Here is an 18417-nt window from a genome sequence, read left to right as displayed (position 1 = left end):
GCCGATCACATTCCTGTAGCGCATGGGTTCCATGCGATTCAGTCGCTGGTGTCATGTCTCGGGCAGCCATAGCGTCGTTCACGCGGCGGCGCCGGCTAGAAAAGGCGCACGACCGTCCGGGCCCGCCGCTCGCTCACCGACGACGCGCAAGGGCCCGGTGGCCTCGATCCCGAGAGGGCGGTTCATCGTGCGACAGACCCGGAGCGGACCGGAGTTGGGGCAACGGATCGGCTCGTACCACGCCGTGGGCATCGCGGGCGCACTCTCCCAGGCCGCGCTGCGGACCGTCACGCTGCTGGTGGTCGCCCTGATCGTCGCGCTGATCTGGATCCGGCCGAACTCCGCGCTCCTCAAAGGCACTGTGGCCGCGGCCGTGGTGCTCGTCCTGTTCGGGCTGCGGCTGGCATGGCGCACCGTCGTGGCCCGGCGCGGCGGCAACCGGTGCCGGCTGCACAAGGGCGGCGTCGCCGTCACCGGGCCGTTCGGCGGGGTGCGGGACGCGATGGTGTGGCGGGAGGTGACCGGTCTGCGCAGAGTGAGCAGCGCGTCCCTCCTCATGGCCTTCCACCGCGTCGAGCTCGAACGGCGAGGCCGCCCTCCCCTCACCTTCACCGCGTTGGGCGTCGAACCCGCCGTGATCGCGGTCCTGTTGCAGCTCGCCGCGCGCAACGGCCTGGAGTAGCGGGCCCGGCCCGCCCGGACTCAGACGGCGATGACCGCGGCGCCGACACGCCCGCCGTCGACGTCCACCACCGTGCCGTGCACGAAGGCCGCCTCGTCGCTCGCCAGCCAGACGGCGGCGTGGGCGATGGCCTCGGGGGCCCCGATGTCGCCGGCCGGGGTGCCCTTCATCATGGCCTGGCCGGGGTGCGTCCCGCTGTCCCTGACGGCGGGTGCGGCGATCACGCCCGGCGAGATGGCGTTGACCCGTACGCCCAGCGGGCCGAACTCGGCGGCCCAGCCCCGGGTGAGGGTCTCCATCGCGCCCTTGGTGGAGCTGTAGAGGGTGCCGACCGGGATGCCGAGGCGGGCGACCCATTAGCCGAGGTTGATGACGGCTCCGCCGCCCGCCCGCACCATGGCCGGGACGACGGCGGCGGTCAGGAAGAAGGGCGCCTTCACGTTCACCGCGTAGACGCGGTCGAAGGTCTCCTCGTCCGTGTCGGTGGTCGTGGAGCCCGGGAAGATCCCGGCGTTGTTGACCAGGATGTCGATCCGGCCGCCCAGCGCCCGGGTGGCCTCATCGGCGAGCCGGCCGGAGACCGCGACGGTGCCGTCGAGGTCGGCCGCCACGAAGTCCGCGCGTCCGCCGGCCGCGCGGATCGCTCCGACGACCGCGAGCCCTCGTTCCCGGTGGCGGCCCGAGACGACCACGTGGGCGCCTTCGGCGGCGAACGCCTCGGCGATGGCCTGTCCGATGTTGCTCGTCGCGCCCGTGACGAGCGCCGTCTTTCCCTGAAGCCGTCCGCCCATGGCGCGTCTCCTCATCTCATGATCCCGTGCGCACTCCCGCGTCCGGGGGCCTCGCCCGACCGGCTCCGCGGGGCGGTCCGGTGATCCGGACCACGGCACCGACTGTGCTCCGATGAAAATGGACCGGCAAGTCCAGTCCGGGCAGCCGCCCTACCGGCGGCTCGCCTAGGATGGACCCGCCGGTCCAGTCGAGGAGGATGCCGATGTCACAGGCTTCGACCGCGAAGGGGCGCGCCACACAGGCCCGCATCGTCGAGGGCGCCGCGGAGGTGCTGCGCGAGCAGGGCGTCGCCTTCACCACGCTGGACGACATCCGGGACCGCACCGGTACGAGCAAGAGCCAGCTCTTCCACTACTTCCCCGGCGGCAAGGACGAACTGCTCCTGGCCGTGGCGGAGTTCGAGGCGGGCCGCGTACTGGCGGACCAGCAGCCGCATCTGGACTGCCTGGATTCCTGGGAGTCCTGGTACCGCTGGCGGGACGCGGTGGTGGAGCGGTACGAGTCGCAGAACGACCAGTGCCCGCTGGGGTCCCTGTTCCTCCAGGTGGGCCGTACGGAGCCGGGCGCGCGGGCCATCGTCGCCGAGCTGATGCGCCAGTGGCAGGAGCGCATCGCGGACGGCATCCGCACCCTGCGCGCTCGCGAGCTGGTCCCGGCGTCCGTGGACGTCGACCGGAATGCCGCGGCGCTGCTGGCCGGGATCCAGGGCGGAGTGTCGATCATGATGTCCACCGGCAGCTCGGACCATCTCAAGGCCGCGCTGGACACCGGGATCGACCGGCTCCGCTCCACGCCGGCCGACATCCACTGAGCGCCGCGGTCCGCCTGTCCTGAAAGGATCCCTCCTGGCCCCCCTGTACGAGCCCGGGGCCCGGGGCCCCTGCGGTCAGCCGGTGGTGCGCGGGCCGAACCGTTCGGGGGCGAGCTTCGCCAGCAGCGAGGTGACCACGAGATCGGTCGAGGCGGCCATGTCGACGGATTCCGGCGACAGGAGCCACTGGACCTGCAGGCCGTCCATGACCGCGATGATGGCGTTGGCCGCGTTGTCGGTCAGGTCCGCCCGGTCGGGGGGCAGTTCGCAGGCCTCGCGCAGGGCGTCGGAGACAAAGGCGCGCAGCCCGTGGTAGCGGTCGCGGAAGTAGTCCTGGGCGGGGTGGTCGTCGGTGACGGACTCCGCCGAGAGCACCGCGTACAGCCGGACGATGCCCTCCCGCTCCGCGTTGAGCAACGCGGTGTTGACCAGGTGGCGCAGGAAGTCCAGCCCCTGGGGGCGGTCGGGTCCGAGGTGCTCGATGTCCCTCTGGTCGCGCAGTTCGAGCACGCTGGTGAGGAGCAGGGCCTTGGAGCGGAAGTAGTGCAGCACTCCCGCCTGGGTGAGGCCGACCCGGTCCGCGATCTCGGCGAGCGAGGCGTTGTTGTAGCCACGGGCGGCGAAGGCGTCCATGGCGATGGCCAGGATGTCCTGCTGTCGCTGCCGGGCTTCCGGGCTGCGCGGCGTGCGGGGTTTGGCCGGGCCGCGTGCCGGTCTGCCCACTGACTGGTTGCTCACCGGGTCAGCTTAAGCCTGCCGGAGCGCCGGTGAAGATCTTCCGGACAGCGGTGAAGAACACCGGAGCCGACTACTTACTAACCACTTAGTGGGTGTGCTTTCATGCCGTTGTCCCGCCCTCTTGTGACCGGCACGCCCGGAGCGAGGCGTCCGCCGCGCTCCCCGTCGGCCGGGGTACCACCTGTCAGCAGGTACGAACCCGAGGAGAGCCGCAACCATGCCAAGCCCCACCCCCCTGCGTTCGAGAGCGCGCGCGGCAGGCGCCGCGTTCGTCGTGGCCGTCGCCGCACTCGGCGTCAACGGCGCCATCACCACCGCCCGGGCGGCCGACCCGGCCGCACAGGTCTGGGTCACCACTCCGGACGGCTCCAAGAAGCTCACCCCGGAGGGGAACGTCCCCTTCGACGGAACCCCGCAGGCGGTCGACATCCGCGTCGACGCCGCCGACAAGGGCCAGAAGTTCACCGGTGCGGGGGCCTCGGTGACGGGCGCCTCCGCCCATCTCCTGCAGAGCCTCCCCCAGGCGCAGCGCACCGCGGTGCTGAAGTCGCTGTTCTCCGCGGAGGGCGACGGCATCGGGCTCAACTACCTGCGCCAGCCCCTGGGAAGCACCGACTTCGACGCGAACACGGACGCGTACACCTACGAGGACACCCGGGGCGCCTTCTCCATCGACCGGGACCGGAGCCAGATCCTCCCGGTGCTGAAGCAGGCCACCGCCGTCAATCCCGCCATCCGCTTCATGGGCTCGCCCTGGTCGCCCCCGGCCTGGATGAAGACCAACAACTCCCTCAACGGCGGCAGCCTCCGCACCGAGCACTACCAGGCGTACGCCGACTACCTCGTCAAGGCCATCAGGGCGTACGGGCAGGAGGGCATCACCCTCACCGACCTCACGGCGCAGAACGAGCCGGAGTTCGCGACCAGTTACCCGTCCATGAGCATGACCTCGGCCCAGCAGGCGGACTTCCTCCGGGTGCTGGACCGGACGCTCACGGCGGCGAACCTGCCGACCAACATCCTGGCCTACGACCACAACTGGGACCACCCGAACTATCCGCTGGACGTCTTCGCGCGGACCGGCGGCATCCAGCGCATCATCGGCGCCGCCTTCCACTGCTACGGCGGGGCGCCCGCCGCGCAGAAGCAGATCGCCGACGCCGGAAAGCGGGTGTTCTTCACGGAGTGCTCCGGCACCGACAGCGAGAACCCGGCCACGACGTTCGGCGACACGCTCAAGTGGCACGCCGAGAACCTCGTCGTGCAGAACATGCGCAACGGCGGTGAGACGGTCATCAACTGGAACCTCGCCCTCGATCGGAACGGCGGCCCCCACCAGGGGCACTGCACCAACCGCTGCAACGGCATCGTCGAGATCGACGGCGGCCAGGTGACCCGCAACGCCGAGTTCTACGTCCTCGGCCATGTCTCCAAGTTCGTGCAGGCCGGCGCGGTCCGGATCGGCTCCACCAGCCAGGGCGCGGGAGGGGTGCAGAACGTCGCCTTCCAGAACAGCGACGGCAGCCGCGCGGCCGTCGTCGTCAACACCGCTTCCGGGTCGCAGCGGTTCTCGCTGACGGACAACGGCAGGTCGCTCGCGTACACCCTGCCCGCCGGGGCCGTCGCCACGTTCACCTGGGACGGGAACGGCGGAACGACGGACCCGCCCGCGGGCTCCATCGACCCCGCCGCGTGGTACCAGGTGCGGAACGTCAACAGCGGCGCCTGCCTCGACGCCGCCGACTGGGGTACGGCGAACGGCACCGCGCTCCAGCAGTGGGCCTGCGGGACCGGGGCCAACCAGGGCTGGCAGTTCCGGCCGACCGACGGCGGCCACTACCAGGTGGTGAACCGGCACAACGCGAAGGCCTGGGACGTCGACGGCGGTTCCGGGGCGACCGCGGACGGCACCAGGGTGCACCTGTGGTCGTACGAGGGCGGCGTCAACCAGCAGTGGCGGCCGGAGGCCCTGACCGGCAGCGGGCAGTACCGCTTCGTCACCCGCCACAGCGGCAAGTGCCTGGCCGTCGACAGCTCGTCGACGGCCGACGGGGCCAGGCTGTCGCAGCAGCCCTGTTCCGGCTCCGCGGCGCAGGCGTTCACCTTGACCGGCTGACGCGGGGGCGGAGAATCTCCGTACGGCAGGGACCCTCGTTCCGCGCCGCGACGGCGCGGCGCGGAACGGGGCCCCGGCTCGACGTCCGCTTTACGGGGCGGCTCGACGAAATCGGGCGCGCCGGAGCCTGTTCCCGCCCGACGCGCCCTCATATGCTTCGCCTTCTGCGTGTTCGCCCGCTTCAGGAGGTCCCGTGCCGGCCCGCGCCATGTACTGCTACACCTGCGATTCCGACGAGCAGCACCGCTCGCTCACCGCCGCCGAGAAGACCTGGCTCCGGGGCCGGACGGGCCGCCGGAGCGTCGACGAGTTCTTCATGTGCCAGGCGCCGAGCTGCCGCAATGTGCGCAGCGGGTTCAACAAGCACCCCTTCGACCCGGTGATCCGCGTACCCCTGCCGGACTGACCGGCGGCGGGAGCGGCATCGCTCAGGGCGCTTCGACGGCTTCCTTGATGCGCTGTCCGAACGCCGGCGCGTCCTTGCGTGCCGCGCTTCCCGCGAAGCCGACCAGCAACTTGCCGACCCCGTGGCCCTCCAGGACGTTGAAGAGCCTCACATGTGTGCCGCCGTCCGGCGTGGGTTCGAGGTCGTAGCCGCCCTCGGCCGCGGTGATGAGGTTCTTGGACTGCTCGTGCCAGCGGATGCGGGTCGGGGCGGACAGTTCGCTGATCTCGAAGTCCCGCCGGGTCGTCATGCCCGCGTCCTTGACGGTGCTGTGGAAGACGGTGCCGACGTGGATCGGCCCGTCCGGCGATTTCTCGATGCGCTGCACCCGTGGGCTGAATTCGGGGTCGTGCGAGCCGTCCGCGAGATAGGCGAAGACCTCTTCGATGGGCCGGTCGATGTCGACCGTGGCTTCGAAACGTGTGCTCATGGCTCTCTCCGGTCAGCTGGGACGCGGCAACGCGCAGCGGGAGATACGACGGGCACGGTCACCGGCGGAGGGGCGACCGCGCTCGGCGCGTCGCTCGGTCCACGCTACCGGAGCCGGACCAGGTCAGCCTGTCGGCCGCCGGGCACGAACAATCCCCGGACCTTAATTGCGGTCCGGGGATTATCGCGCGTATATTGGATTCTTCTGCGCTCACGCAGAAAGGCCCCGCTCGGGGGCCTTATGAGTACGAATATAACTGGCGGGGAGCCGTTTTGTCAAACCGGGAAAGCGACGAATTGCGGGAAGAGCAGGAATTCATCGACCGGCTCCATGCCCGGGTCGACGCCCTGCGCGGCGTGGCGTCCGAGGGTGTCGAGCGCGCGCTGACGCCGGTCGGAACGGGCCAGCAGGCGCGGCTTGAGCGCGACATCCTGGTCGCGGAGCGCTCGGGTCTGCTCGCCGCGCTCAACGCGGTCGACGGGTCCCTCTGCTTCGGTCGCATCGACCGCTCCGACGGGCTCGCGCACCACATCGGCCGCATCGGGATCCGTGAGGACGACACCGAGCACACTCCTGTTCTGATCGACTGGCGTGCGCCGGTGGCGCGTCCTTTCTATCTCGCCACGGGGCACACGCCGATGGGTCTGCGTCGGCGCAGGCACATCACCACCGAGGGCCGCACGGTCACCGAGCTCCATGACGAGATCCTGGATCTCGGGGACCGCGACCGCACCGGATTCGAGGATCCGAACGGTGACGCCGTGCTGCTCGCGGCGCTCAATTCCGCGCGCACCGGACGCATGGGCGACATCGTGCGGACCATCCAGGCCGAGCAGGACGGCATCATCCGGGCCCCGCACCGCGGCGTCCTCGTCGTCGAGGGCGGCCCCGGCACCGGAAAGACCGCCGTCGCGCTGCACCGGGCCGCCTTCCTGCTGTACGAGCACCGCGAGCTGCTCGCCAAGCGGGCGGTGCTCATCGTGGGCCCCAACCCGGCGTTCCTGCGCTACATCGCGGAGGTGCTGCCCGCGCTCGGCGAGACCGGGGGGCTGCTCGCGACGCAGGCGGAGCTGTTCCCCGGGGTGCACGCCACCGGTACGGACACCGCGCGCGCCGCCACCGTCAAGGGCGGCGAGCCGATGGCCGAGGCCCTCGCCCTGGCCGTACGCGACCGGCAGCGGCTGCCGGAGCCCGGCGCGGCGATGGTGATCCCGCACGAGGACGGCGGGGATCTGATCCTGGACTGGGAGATCGCCTACGAGACCCGGCAGGCGGCCCGGGACACCCGCCTGCCGCACAATCTCGCCCGCCCCCACTTCGTCTTCCGGGTCATCGACGCGCTCACCGCGCAGCTCGTCGAGCGCATCGGCGCGGACCCCTACGGCGGGCCCAACTTCCTCGGCCCCGACGACGTGGCCCAGCTCGGCCGGGACGTCGCGCTGAGCAAGGAAGTGCATGCGGCCGTCGACGAGCTGTGGCCGCCGCTGACCCCCGAGGGCTTCCTCGCCGACTATCTGGCCGACCCCGTGTACGTACCGGAGGAGGACGCCGACGCAATCCGCCGCCCGGCCGGAACCGGGGCGTGGACCCCCGCCGACGTACCGCTGCTCGACGAGGCCGCCGAGCTGCTCGGCGTCGACGACAGCGCGGAGCGGGCGGCGGCCGAGGCGGCCCGCCAGGAGCGGGTCGGCTACGCGCAGGGCGTGCTGGAGCTCTCGCGGGGCTCGGAGAGCTACGAGTTCGAGGACGAGGAGTCCGAGGTCCTCGCGGCCCACGACATCATCGACGCCGAGCGGATGGCGGAGCGGCACGAGGAGGCCGACCACCGCACCGCCGCCGAGCGGGCCGCCGCCGACCGTACGTGGGCGTTCGGGCACATCATCGTCGACGAGGCGCAGGAGCTCTCGCCGATGGCGTGGCGGCTGCTGATGCGCCGGGCGCCGACCCGCTCGCTGACCCTGGTCGGCGATCCGGCCCAGACCTCCGAGGAGGCCGGCGTCGGGTCCTGGGAGAAGATCCTGCGACCGTACGTCGGTGACCGCTTCGAGCACGTCACGCTGGAGGTCAACTACCGTACGCCCGCGGAGATCATGGAGCTGGCCGCCGGAGTCCTGCGGGAGAAGGACCCGTCGTTCACCGCCCCCGTCTCGGTGCGGTCGACCGGCGAGAAGCCGTGGACGCGGGAGGCCGGGGAGGATCTGGCGGGCGCGGTGGCCGAGGCCGTCGCGGAGCTGACGCCCCGGGAGGGACGCCTCGCGGTGATCGCGCCGCGGGCGCTGCACGAGGAGATCGCCGCGCCGCTGGTCGGCGTCGTGGCAGGTGAGGCGCCCGACCTCACGCACCCGGTGGTGCTGCTGGATCCGCGCCAGGCCAAGGGGCTGGAGTTCGACCATGTGCTGGTCGTGGAGCCCGCCCGGTTCGGCACGAGCGATCTGTATGTGGCGCTCACCCGTGCCACGCAGCGCCTGGGCATCGTCCACCGGGAGGAGCTGCCCCCGGCGTTGCGGTGACGGGAGCCGCGGGCAGCGGGGGTGGCCGGAAGACGGTGGGCGAACCCATAGGCTGACGCCATGTCTTCGCCATTGAGTTCGACCAAGACCGCGGCTGCTCTCCGCACGTCGGCACGGGTCTCGGCAGAGTTGTTGTTGATCCTGGTGGCGGCGGCGGTCGCGCTGTGGGTGCTGGGACGGATGTGGTCGGTCGTCTGGCCGCTGATAGTCGCACTGTTCCTCACCACGCTGACCTGGCCGCTCGCCCGCTTCCTGCGCGGGCACGGCTGGCGGCCGGCGCTCGCCGCGTCGGCGGTGACGGTGTTCTCCCTGCTCGTGGGGGCGGGCATCGTGGCGCTGATCGCGGTGCCGGTGGCGGACCAGTCCGGGGAGCTGGCCGGCAGGGTGGTCGACGGCATCGAGAAGCTCCGCGAGTGGGCGGCCGGTCCGCCGCTGAACATCGGCGACGACCAGATCACCGGCGCCCTCGACACCGCGACCACCAAGCTCCAGGACAGTGTCGGCAGCGTGGTCACCACCGCCGTCACCGGGGTGAGCACGGTGGTCAACGGGCTCGTCACGGCGGTGCTGGCGGTCTTCCTGATGTTCTTCTTCCTCAAGGACGGCGCGCGGTTCCTGCCGTGGCTGACCCGTCAGCTTCCCGGCCGGCTCGCCACCGACATCCCCGAGGTGGCCTCCCGCAGTTGGGACACCCTGGGCGCGTTCGTCCGGTCCCAGGCGTTCGTCGGTCTGCTGGACGCGGTCTTCATCGGGCTCGGCCTGTGGATCCTGGACGTGCCGCTGGTTCTGCCGCTGGCGGTGCTGACCTTCGTCTCCGCGTTCGTGCCGATCGTGGGGGCGCTGTTCGCCGGATTCGTCGCGGTGGTCATCGCGTTGGTCTCGAACGGGCCGATGGACGCCCTGATCGTGCTCGGGATCATCATCGTGGTGCAGCAGTTGGAGGGCAATGTGTTCCAGCCCATGATCCAGAGCCGGGGGCTGGGTCTGCACGCGGCGACGATCCTGCTCGCGGTGACGCTGGGCGGCAGCCTGGCCGGTGTGGTGGGGAGCCTGCTCGCCGTTCCGGTGGCCGCGCTGCTCGGGGTGGCCTGGAACTATCTCCGCGAGCAGCTCACGGAGGAGCCGCGGGAGCCGGAGCCCGAGGCCGGGGATCTGCCCGCGGATTCGCCGGTTCCGTCGTAGCGTCCGCCTGCGCCGCCCTCATCGTCCTCGTCGCCCGAGGTTGCGCAGCACCGACGGCAGCGCGCTGCTGCGCAACCCCCGCTCCCAGTACGGCGGGGAGTGGGCGCCCCGGTAGAAGTGCGTGGAGACCGACACCCCGTGGGCGCGCAGCCGGGCGGAAGAGGCCCGGGTGCCGTGCCGCGTAGGCGAGCGCGCCGAAGCCGCCCTGCGACTCCCCCGCCGCGACCCGCCGGACCCCCGCGCCGTAGAGACGCTCCAGCAGCGGGCGGACCTCGGCGAGGTGGAAGGTCTCCACCCGCGGGGCACCGCCGGGCGCCGTGGTTCCACCAGTCGCTGTAGAAGCCGAAGAGCGGCACCGCCGGCATGACCACGAGCACGTCGCGCAGCTGAGGGAGCCGGTCGACCGCGTAGTCCTCGGTCCACGCCTCGGGGTCGCCGTGGCCGCCCGCCAGCGGATACAGGACCGGCCATCGGTCACCGCGGTCACGTTGCTCCCAGCCGTCCGGTGTGAGCAGCCGGGCCTTCGAGGACCCGCCCAACGCCTGTGACCGTACGGTCAGTTCGAGCAGCCGGTCGCCGATCCACCGCTCACCCGTCACCCGGATCCCGGCGGTCCCGCCCGCTGGCGGGGCCGCCGCCCGGCATCCTCCGCGGGGAGTCGGCCCGTACGCCGCCGGGAGCGGGCCGGAGCAGACGGGGCAGGCGGGAGAGGTCAGGACGGAGAGCGGATCGCGGCCAGGAGTCGGGCACAGCGTGCGGCCATCTCCGTCGCGGACTGGTCGGGGTGGGAGATCCACCAGCCGACGAGCGCGCCGACCGTGCCGGTCCACACGTGTTTCAGCGCGTCGGCGTCCAGCGGATCCTGGTTGCCCTGTCCGTGCAGGACGTCCGCCGTGCCGGAGGCCGCGAGGTCGTCGATGGCCGCGCGGCGGGCGTGGGCGGCGGTGTGCAGGTCAGAGCCGGGCTTCAACGTCCGGTCGTACAGCACGAACCAGGCTTCCCGCCGCTCCTTCTCCAGTACGTCGAAGACGGCTGCGAGGACGCGTGGGGGAACGCTCGACGCCACGGGCGTGCCGCCGGGCGGATCCGGCGTCATCGCCTCCTCGATCGCGGAGCGGAGCCGGTGGGCGATGTGTTCCAGGCAGGCGAGATGGAGCCCGTCCTTGGAGCCGAAGTAGGTGTAGAGCATCGGCTTGGTTACCCCCACGCGCCGGGCGATGGAGGCCATCGACGCCGAGGCGTGTCCGTGCCGGCCCGGGTACGACCGGCAGCGCCCGGAGCCGTTCGCTCTCGCCCTGCGCGCCGCCAAGCAGGCTCTCGACCCGGCCGGGATTCTCAACCCGGGCGTGTTGTTCGACACGGCGGGGTGACGGCGGGGCGATGCGGCGGGTGGTGGCGGGGCCCTCGGCCGGTCAAGTCGGGCGGGCGTCCGGCGGGCCTGTGCCGGGTGCCGGCGTCAGCGAGGACTCGATGCGGGTGAGTTGGTGGGCGAGGCTGGTCATCCACACCTCCAGGTCGACGGACAGGGGCGCCGGCGGTTCGCGGTCCGGACCGCGATCGGGTGCGGTCCGCGGCGCGGGCCCCGGCCGCTCCTCGGTGAGCAGGGCGGCGATCCGGTCGGACTCCGCCTCCAGGCCCGACGCGGTTCTTCGAGCCCGGACGGCGGACCCGTCGCTCGCGCCGTACTCCGGGCGGAGACCGAAGCGCGGCAGCCACTGTGCGCCGAGCAGCATGTGGTTGGCGGCGATGAGCAGGGCGTGCCAGTCGGCGCGGTCTGTTTCGCCGGCGGTCGGGGCCTCGGCGCGGTACTGGGCGTACGCCGCCTCGGCGAGGCGCAGCCGGTGGACGCCCGGCAGGGTCGCCGGCGCGGCGCGCGAGCCGCCCGAGGGCGCGAGCAGCGCCTGTGCCGTCAGCGGCACCAGCGGGGCGCACGTTCTGAGCAGCCCGGCCATGGCCAGGCGGACCTCTCTTCGTGCCCCGGCCGGCCAGGCGAGCAGCCCGCACAGCAGACCGATCACGCTGCCGGTGACGACGTCGATCATCCGCGCCTCCGGCAGCCGCAGGGTGACCGGGGCGATCTGGGCGAACGCGGTGGCGACGACCAGCGTGAACAGCGCCTGCGCGTACGCGAGGCCCAGCAGCGGCCCCAGGGCGAAGGCCGCCAGCATGACGGGGGCGAGGAGGACGGCGTACACGTCGGTGTGCCGGCCGAGTCCGATCACGAGCGCCCCGGCCACCAGCGCGCCCGCCGCGTTGCCCGCCACCGCCCGGCGGACCGCCTGCCAGGTCGCACCGGCGGTCGTACGTCCGAGGGTCAGAACGGCGAGGAGCACCCAGAACCCGTGGGCCAGGTCGAGGGAGCCGGCCACCGCGCGGGCCGCGGCGAGTCCGAGCGCGGTCCGTACGGCGTTCTGGAACAGCACCGACCGGAACGTCACGTTGCCGAGGACGCGCCGGGCCCACAGCCTCGGTGTGGACAGCTCGGCGTACCAGAACAGTTCGCGCGGGGCGGCCGGCTCGGTGGGTCCTCCGTGCGTGCCGATGTCGACGGTGATCTCCACCATCCGCGCCGATTCGGCGAGCGCCAGCACCCGGGACTGCCGTCGCAGCACCTCGACGGGGGGCCGCTCGCCGGGTGGTCCGGTGGCCAGCCGCACCCGGTCCGCCTGGAAGCCCCGCATCGCTTGCTCCAGCGCGCCGGCGGGCGGCGGGCGGCTGCCGGTGCGCAGGAAGCGGGCGCAGGCGGTGCACAGCTCCGCGACCCGGTCCAGGAGTGCGGCGGACTCGGGATCGGCGGGCGCCGGTGGGGCTTCGGCGAGGGTGGCCAGCTGGTCGAGGAGTCTGCGTACCGAGCGGCCCGCCTGTTCGAACGCGCGGTCCGTCCGGCCGGCGCCGGCCGGACGTTCCGCCGGTGGTACGTCCACCAGTCGCAGCTTCGCTCCGGCGGCGCGCAGCCGTGATGGTGGTACGCCGCCGGGGGCGGCCCCGCGCGCCGCCTCGTCGAGGGCGTCGGCCAGCCGTTCCCGGTAGGAGGGCGCGGCCGGATCGGGCAGCAGCACTTCGAAGGCGGCGAGGAGCAGCACACCGGCCGTGAGTCCCGACAGCCGCTCCACCAGCGTGTCGGGGGCGTACGGCGGGAAGCAGGCGAGGATGTAGAACAGCTGGAGTCCCGGGGCAGCCCCGGCCGGGCGAGGGCCGGCCACCGCCGCGAACGCCAGCAGGAATCCGACGAGGAGCATGCCGCCGACGGCTGCCCAGGTGTCGACCGCGAGCAGGGTTCCCAGGGTCGCCAGGACCAGCGCCGGGGGCAGGGCCCGCACCATGACGGACGCCCGCTGACGGCCGGAGCCGGGGACGGCCGAGAGGAGGCCCATGGCGATCGGCGCGAAGAGCGCGTACAACGCTGTGACCGGGAGCCCGGCGCCGTACAGCAGCGGGTAGAAGCCGACGCTCGCCGCGCCCGCGACCCGGAAGGACCGGCGGGTGATCGTCGCCCGCTCCTGCCCGGCGATCACCCGCGCACCCCCTCCGCGGGCGGGGCCCCGTACCTCGCCCGGCGGGGCACGCGGACGGTGGCGGGCGGGGGTCTTTGCGGGGGCCCGTGCGCCGGGAGCCGCTGTGCGCTCATGCCGCGCGCTCCTCTCCCGGGACCGGCCCCCGGTGCCGCCCGTCGGACTGCCTTCGGCCATTGTCGGCCGGGACCGGGCCGCCCGCGCGCGATGGCGGGACGACCTCGGGCGCAGGCGAGGGCAGCGCGATCAGGCCGTGCGGCCGGGCGGGCGGGCGGGCACTTCGCGGTGTACGGGAAAGGCGTCCGCCCCGAGCACCGGTGAGGTGCTCGGGGCGGACGCCTGCGAGGTGCGGGCCGCCGGGCGGGCCGTGGTCGCTCAGATGGTCGCCGTGTCGATCACGAAGCGGTAGCGGACGTCGCTCGCGAGCACCCGCTCGTACGCCTCGTTGACCTGGTTCGCGCCGATCACCTCGATCTCGGCGCCGAGCCCGTGCACGGCGCAGAAGTCCAGCATCTCCTGGGTCTCCGCGATACCGCCGATCGCCGAGCCCGCGATCGACCGGTTGCCCATGATCAGGGAGAAGAGGTTCAGCGAGATCGGCTCCTCGGGGGCGCCCACGTTGACGAGGGTGCCGTCCGTGCGCAGGAGGCCGAGGTAGGCGCCGAAGTCCAGCGGGGCCGAGACCGTGGAGAGGATGACGTCGAAGGTGCCGGCCAGCTCCTCGAAGGTCCGGGGGTCGCTGGTCGCGTAGTAGTGGTCGGCGCCCAGCTTGAGCCCGTCGTCCTTCTTCCGCAGGGACTGGGAGAGGACCGTGACCTCGGCGCCGAGCGCGTGCGCGATCTTGACGGCCATGTGGCCGAGACCGCCGAGGCCGACGACGGCGACCTTCTTGCCGGGGCCGGCGCCCCAGCGCTTCAGCGGCGAGTACGTGGTGATGCCCGCGCACAGGAGCGGCGCGGCCTCGTCGAGGGCGATGCCCTCGGGGATGGTGACGGCGAACTTCTCGGTCACGACGATGTGCGTCGAGTAGCCGCCGTAGGTGGGCTCGCCACTGCGGTCGAGAGCGTTGTACGTCTGGGTGTTGCCCTCGGCACAGTGCTGCTCGCGGCCCATCAGGCAGGCGTCGCACTTTCCGCAGGAGTCGACCATGCAGCCGACGCCGACGCGGTCGCCGACCTTGAACCGGGTGACCCCGGAGCCGGTCTCGGCGACGATCCCGGCGATCTCGTGGCCGGGCACCATCGGGAAGATGCCCTCGCCCCAGCCGTCGCGGGCCTGGTGGATGTCGGAGTGGCAGATGCCGGCGAACTTGATGTCGATCAGGATGTCGAACTCGCCCACCGGACGACGCTCGATCGTGGTGCGCTCCAGCGGGGCCTTGGCACGGGGAGCGGCGTAGGCGGCAACGGTGGTCATGCCGGAGGTTCTCCTCTGGGTGATGCGGTAGGAACGTGTCCCAGCTTCACGCCGTGTCCGACGTTTACCCAGTCCACCGCTTCGCCTACGACCAGTGGTCCTACTACTGACGGGGACAGGCTCGGCCGCCTACGACCACGAATCGCAGGAATAATGGAACCCATGGACGATCAGCCGGAGGCCGCCGCACCCGAGCCGCTGGACCGGCGTGCCGAGCTCAGCGAGTTCCTGCGCACCCGGAGGGCCAAGCTCCAGCCGCAGGACGTGGGACTGCCGGAGTTCGGCCGGCACCGCCGGGTGCCCGGGCTGCGCCGGGAGGAGCTGGCGCAGCTGGCCGGGGTGTCCGTGGCGTACTACACGCGCCTGGAGCAGGGCAACGGGCGCAATGTGTCGGCCGAGGTGCTCGACGCGATCGCCCGCGCGCTGCGGCTCACCGACGCCGAGCACGCGCATCTGAACCATCTGGCCCGGCCGGCCCGGCACAAGAAGAAGCGCCGCCCGGCCAAGGTGCAGCGGGTGCGGACCGGTCTGCTGTATCTCCTCGACAGCATGGAGGGCATTCCGGCGTACGTGGTCGGGGCGCGCTCCGACATCCTCGCCTGGAATCCGATGGCGGCGGCGGTGTTCGGCGACTGGGCCGCACTGCCACCGGCCGAGCGCAACTGGGCCCGCCTGGTGTTCCTCTCCCCCGCCTACCGGGACCTGTTCCTGAACTGGGACTCCAAGGCCTCGGACATGGTCAGCTATCTCCGGCTGTACGCGGGCTGCCACCCCGACGATCCGCAGCTGTCGGCGCTGGTGGGCGACCTCTCGCTGAAGAGCGAGGAGTTCCGGCGGCTGTGGGCCACGCACAACGTCAAGGAGAAGGGCCACGGCATCAAGCTGATCCGGCATCCGCTCGTCGGCGACCTGACCCTGTCGTACGAGACGCTGAACCTCCCGGACGACGAGGACCAGCAGCTGGTGACCTACCACGCGGAGCCGGGTTCAGAGTCCGCGCAGGCCCTGCGCCTGCTGGCGAGCTGGGGCGCCGACGCGGCCCGGGCGGACGTGATCAGCGGCGCGGGTCGGGGTCCGGACGACGAGCGATGAGGACGAACTCCCGGCCCGGCCGGTCGGGTGCGTCACGGACCTCGCGGACGACGAATCCCTGGGCCGTCAGGTCCGCCTCGACCTCCTGACGCTCGCGGAAGCGCAGGGTGGAGTCGGAGGTGAGGACCTGCCCCTCGGCCGGGAGGACGTAGGTCCAACGGAACGACACGAGCGGCCCGGCGGCCTCGGTCACCTCGACCCAGCTTTCGACGGGGCCGACGCCCGCGATCTCGGTGACACGGTGCGAACGCTCCCGGTTCCACGCCTCCCAGGCGCGCCGGGCCGGGTCCCGCGTCTCGAAGACCAGGTGCCCGCCCGGTCGCAGCGCTTCGTAGGCACCGCGCAAGGTGGCCCGCCAGTCGCGCGGGTCGGTGATCTCCTGGGCCACGTTGGCCGTCATGGTGACCAGGTCGACCCGCAACGGCGGCAGGGTCGAAGCGTCAGCGCAGATCCAGCGGACCCGGTCGCCTCCCGGCTTCGCGCGCGCCAGGTCGACCGAGGCCCGAGCGGGGTCGACGGCGACGACCTCGAACCCGCGATCCGCCAGCAGCAGGGCGAAGACACCTGTACCGCAGCCGATGTCCAGCACCCGCCGTGCCGCGAACTCCTCGGCGATGCGGACGTACGGGTCCAGGTCGCCCCGGTCGGGGTCGAGCGGATCGTAGAGAACGGCCAGTCGGGGATCCACGAACATCTCGTCAGCCATGCGGCGGAAGGTACCGGGTGGGGGGAGGGCCAACTCTCGCCGGGTCGGCGGGCGTTCGGTCGGTGCCGGGGTCGGACGACCGGTCAGGTGACCTCTGCCACGGCCGTCGGCACCGCCTCCTGCGACGACACCTCCGCCGCATCGGCGGCGAACGCCGTGGGCGCGGGGATCCGGGTCGACGCCACCGCACCCGTGCCGGCCGGATCCATGAGCGGCAGCGTGTGCGGGGCGGCGAGCCGGGGCAGCAGCAGCCGCCAGAAGCCGGTGAGCATGTACGGGGACAGCCACACGGAATCGTGCCGGCCGAGCACTTCGAACCCGGCCGTCGCGGCGACCGTGGCGGACGCCGCGTCCTCGTGGGAGACGTCGTCGGCGAGCGTTCCGGCGGCGGCCGCCTCGTCCAGCAGTTCCCGTACGCGGTGATGCCACTCCACCCTCAGGTCCGGGGCGGTGGTTCTCTCGGCGTCGCAGCTCAGCCGGAATCCGGCCCGGCTCACCGGGTCCTCGCGCAGCCGTTCCGCGAGAGCGTGCGAGCTGTCGACGAGCGCCTGCAGGGCGGTGTCCGTCCTGCGCCGGATCGTGTTGGACATCTCGCGCAGCCCTCGGGACGCCTCCACCACCACCGCTTCCGCGACCGCGGCCTTGTTCTCGAAGTGGAAGTGCAGCGCGCCCGTGCTGACGCCCGCGCCGGAGCTGATCAGCGTCAGCCGCGCCTGCGCGTAGCCGTGCTGCTCGAAGACGACGGCGGCGGAGCGGATCAGCGACCAGCGGGTACGGGTGGCCCGCTCCTGCTTGGTCACCGGGGCCTCCGCTCGAAGAATCGGCGGCCGGACAGAGGCCCGGAAAAGGGGGCGGTGCCGGTCGAGGACTCCCCGCCGGGGCAGTGGGACGGCTTCATGGAGTTATCAAACCAACTTACCGGTTTCATTTCCAGAGAACGGAAGAATACGGCGGGGCCCCGGGATCCCTTCCGGCCACTTCTTCTCTTCCGGCCACTTCTTCCCCGCGGGTCCGCAAAACCGGGCCGGAAAGAGAAAAGGGCGGATCGTCGCACTTATCGGAGGTCTGTCGGGCGGCCGACGCGTCGCACTCTCCCGCGAACGGGCCTTACTCACCCGTGGATTGACGGCATTACGCCGAGAACGCGTCCGCGTGGTCGGTCGACCAGACCCGGAACGGCCTGGCCGGACGCCCGGTCAGTTCCTCGACGGTGGGCACCACGGCCGCCTTCGCGCCGGCCCGCTGCCGCTCCGCGCTCTCCAGGAAGGCTTCCGCGACGGGCCGCGGGTACTTCGCCAGCAGGGCCGTGCGCGCGGCGTCCACACTCAACTCCTCGAAGCGCAACGGCCGCTCCAGCACCCGGGAGAGTTCGGCCGTCTGCTCCCGCGCGGTGATCGCCTCCGGGCCCGACACGGCGTACGCCCTGCCCTCGTGCCCCGTACCGGTGAGAGCGGCGACGGCCACCGCCGCGACGTCGCGCGGGTCGACGCACGCGACCGGCGTATCGCCGTACAGGGCGCGCACCACTCCGGTCGACCGGATGCCGGGCGCCCAGGACAGTGTGTTGGACATGAACGTCCTGGGGCGGACGAACGTCCAGGGCACTCCGGACTCCCGCACGGCCTGTTCGTTCTCCCGCTGCCGCCGGGTGATGAAGTCGTCGGCCCCCGGCTCCTCCACCGCCATCATGGACAGCTTGACCAGGTGGCGGACGCCCGCCGCGGACGCCGCCGCGGCGACCCACTCGTCGTGGGGCTCCGTGGGGCTTTTCGTCACCAGGAACACCGAGTTCACGCCGCGCAGGGCCCGGTCGAGTGCGGAGCGGTCCCCGTACTCCCCCTCGACGACCTCGACCCCGTCCCCTCGTACGGTCAGCCGCTCGGGACGGCGCGCGAGAATCCGTACGGGGCCTGCCGCCGCCAGCTGTCCGGCGACCTCGCGGCCCACCGCCCCGGTCGCACCCGTCACGAGAATCACTCGGAAAC

16 protein-coding genes and 2 pseudogenes are annotated in these 18417 nt (G+C 72.2%); 8 read left to right on the top strand and 10 right to left on the bottom strand.

Translation table 11 applies throughout. The features are described from left to right. The first annotated feature begins 187 nt into the window (after positions 1-187). Complete coding sequence (locus G3I54_RS21485; RefSeq protein WP_343240379.1) at positions 188-682, top strand: hypothetical protein; 495 nt, start codon at positions 188-190, stop codon at positions 680-682. 20 nt (positions 683-702) lie between these two features. On the opposite strand, the pseudogene G3I54_RS21480 reads toward G3I54_RS21485, so the two are convergent. Next, positions 703-1473 (bottom strand): annotated as a pseudogene (locus G3I54_RS21480) (SDR family oxidoreductase). A 203-nt stretch (positions 1474-1676) separates the two neighbouring features. On the opposite strand from G3I54_RS21480, the gene G3I54_RS21475 reads away from it, so the two are divergent. Continuing rightward, complete coding sequence (locus tag G3I54_RS21475) at positions 1677-2285, top strand: TetR/AcrR family transcriptional regulator (RefSeq protein WP_203686833.1); 609 nt, start codon at positions 1677-1679, stop codon at positions 2283-2285. A 75-nt stretch (positions 2286-2360) separates the two neighbouring features. On the opposite strand, the gene G3I54_RS21470 is transcribed toward G3I54_RS21475, so the two are convergent. Further along, positions 2361-3023 carry a TetR/AcrR family transcriptional regulator gene (locus tag G3I54_RS21470; RefSeq protein ID WP_343240378.1) on the bottom strand — a complete coding sequence of 221 codons (663 nt, stop codon included), beginning with the start codon at positions 3021-3023 and terminating at the stop codon, positions 2361-2363. A gap of 217 nt (positions 3024-3240) precedes the next feature. Here G3I54_RS21470 and G3I54_RS21465 point away from each other — a divergent pair, with 217 nt between their 5' ends. Then, positions 3241-5139: an RICIN domain-containing protein gene (locus G3I54_RS21465; RefSeq protein ID WP_164616491.1), complete on the top strand. Its 1899-nt coding sequence runs from the start codon at positions 3241-3243 to the stop codon at positions 5137-5139. A 193-nt stretch (positions 5140-5332) separates the two neighbouring features. Further along, on the top strand, positions 5333-5545 hold the full coding sequence (locus G3I54_RS21460; protein ID WP_164616490.1) for a hypothetical protein: 213 nt from the start codon (positions 5333-5335) through the stop codon (positions 5543-5545). 22 nt (positions 5546-5567) lie between these two features. Here G3I54_RS21460 and G3I54_RS21455 read toward each other — a convergent pair whose 3' ends face one another. Next, positions 5568-6014: an SRPBCC family protein gene (locus G3I54_RS21455; RefSeq protein WP_164616489.1), complete on the bottom strand. Its 447-nt coding sequence runs from the start codon at positions 6012-6014 to the stop codon at positions 5568-5570. A 296-nt stretch (positions 6015-6310) separates the two neighbouring features. Here G3I54_RS21455 and G3I54_RS21450 point away from each other — a divergent pair, with 296 nt between their 5' ends. Together G3I54_RS21450 and G3I54_RS21445 are read left to right on the top strand one after the other, a co-directional pair. Further along, positions 6311-8524: an AAA family ATPase gene (locus tag G3I54_RS21450; RefSeq protein ID WP_164616588.1), complete on the top strand. Its 2214-nt coding sequence runs from the start codon at positions 6311-6313 to the stop codon at positions 8522-8524. A gap of 60 nt (positions 8525-8584) precedes the next feature. Continuing rightward, complete coding sequence (locus G3I54_RS21445; protein WP_164616488.1) at positions 8585-9706, top strand: AI-2E family transporter; 1122 nt, start codon at positions 8585-8587, stop codon at positions 9704-9706. Here G3I54_RS21445 and G3I54_RS39595 read toward each other — a convergent pair. After that, complete coding sequence (locus G3I54_RS39595; RefSeq protein ID WP_343240377.1) at positions 9636-10001, bottom strand: alpha/beta hydrolase-fold protein; 366 nt, start codon at positions 9999-10001, stop codon at positions 9636-9638. The genes G3I54_RS21445 and G3I54_RS39595 overlap by 71 nt on opposite strands. Before the next feature lie 417 nt (positions 10002-10418). Continuing rightward, positions 10419-10913, bottom strand: a complete 495-nt coding sequence (locus G3I54_RS21435) for a TetR/AcrR family transcriptional regulator (protein WP_343240376.1) — start codon at positions 10911-10913, stop codon at positions 10419-10421. A 43-nt stretch (positions 10914-10956) separates the two neighbouring features. Here G3I54_RS21435 and G3I54_RS21430 point away from each other — a divergent pair. Then, positions 10957-11076: pseudogene (locus G3I54_RS21430) on the top strand (FAD-linked oxidase C-terminal domain-containing protein); the annotation flags it as partial. A gap of 42 nt (positions 11077-11118) precedes the next feature. On the opposite strand, the gene G3I54_RS21425 reads toward G3I54_RS21430, so the two are convergent. Together G3I54_RS21425 and G3I54_RS21420 are read right to left on the bottom strand one after the other, a co-directional pair. Next, the gene (locus tag G3I54_RS21425; RefSeq protein WP_164616486.1) at positions 11119-13221 is read right to left on the bottom strand and encodes an FUSC family protein; all 2103 of its coding nucleotides are present in this window, start codon (positions 13219-13221) and stop codon (positions 11119-11121) included. Positions 13222-13593: 372 nt separating this feature from the next. Next, the gene (locus G3I54_RS21420; protein ID WP_164616485.1) at positions 13594-14634 is read right to left on the bottom strand and encodes an NAD(P)-dependent alcohol dehydrogenase; all 1041 of its coding nucleotides are present in this window, start codon (positions 14632-14634) and stop codon (positions 13594-13596) included. A gap of 162 nt (positions 14635-14796) precedes the next feature. On the opposite strand from G3I54_RS21420, the gene G3I54_RS21415 reads away from it, so the two are divergent. After that, on the top strand, positions 14797-15726 hold the full coding sequence (locus G3I54_RS21415; protein ID WP_164616484.1) for a helix-turn-helix transcriptional regulator: 930 nt from the start codon (positions 14797-14799) through the stop codon (positions 15724-15726). Here the strand turns inward: G3I54_RS21415 and G3I54_RS21410 are convergent. From G3I54_RS21410 to G3I54_RS21400, 3 genes are all read right to left on the bottom strand, one after another. After that, entirely contained in the window at positions 15689-16432 is a 744-nt protein-coding gene (locus G3I54_RS21410) for a class I SAM-dependent methyltransferase (protein ID WP_164616483.1), read from the bottom strand. The two genes, G3I54_RS21415 and G3I54_RS21410, sit on opposite strands and share 38 nt — an antisense overlap. A gap of 83 nt (positions 16433-16515) precedes the next feature. Continuing rightward, positions 16516-17232, bottom strand: a complete 717-nt coding sequence (locus G3I54_RS21405) for a ScbR family autoregulator-binding transcription factor (protein ID WP_164616482.1) — start codon at positions 17230-17232, stop codon at positions 16516-16518. Between the two features lie 331 nt (positions 17233-17563). Further along, positions 17564-18409 carry an NAD(P)H-binding protein gene (locus G3I54_RS21400; protein ID WP_164616481.1) on the bottom strand — a complete coding sequence of 282 codons (846 nt, stop codon included), beginning with the start codon at positions 18407-18409 and terminating at the stop codon, positions 17564-17566. Between the last annotated feature and the right edge of the window lie 8 nt (positions 18410-18417).

Origin of the sequence: Streptomyces sp. SID14515 (assembly GCF_010548505.1) — a bacterium.
Lineage (GTDB): Bacteria > Actinomycetota > Actinomycetes > Streptomycetales > Streptomycetaceae > Streptomyces > Streptomyces caviscabies.
The sequence above is the reverse complement of the archived record's forward strand: the minus strand, read 5'-3'. Positions and strand labels throughout refer to the sequence as shown.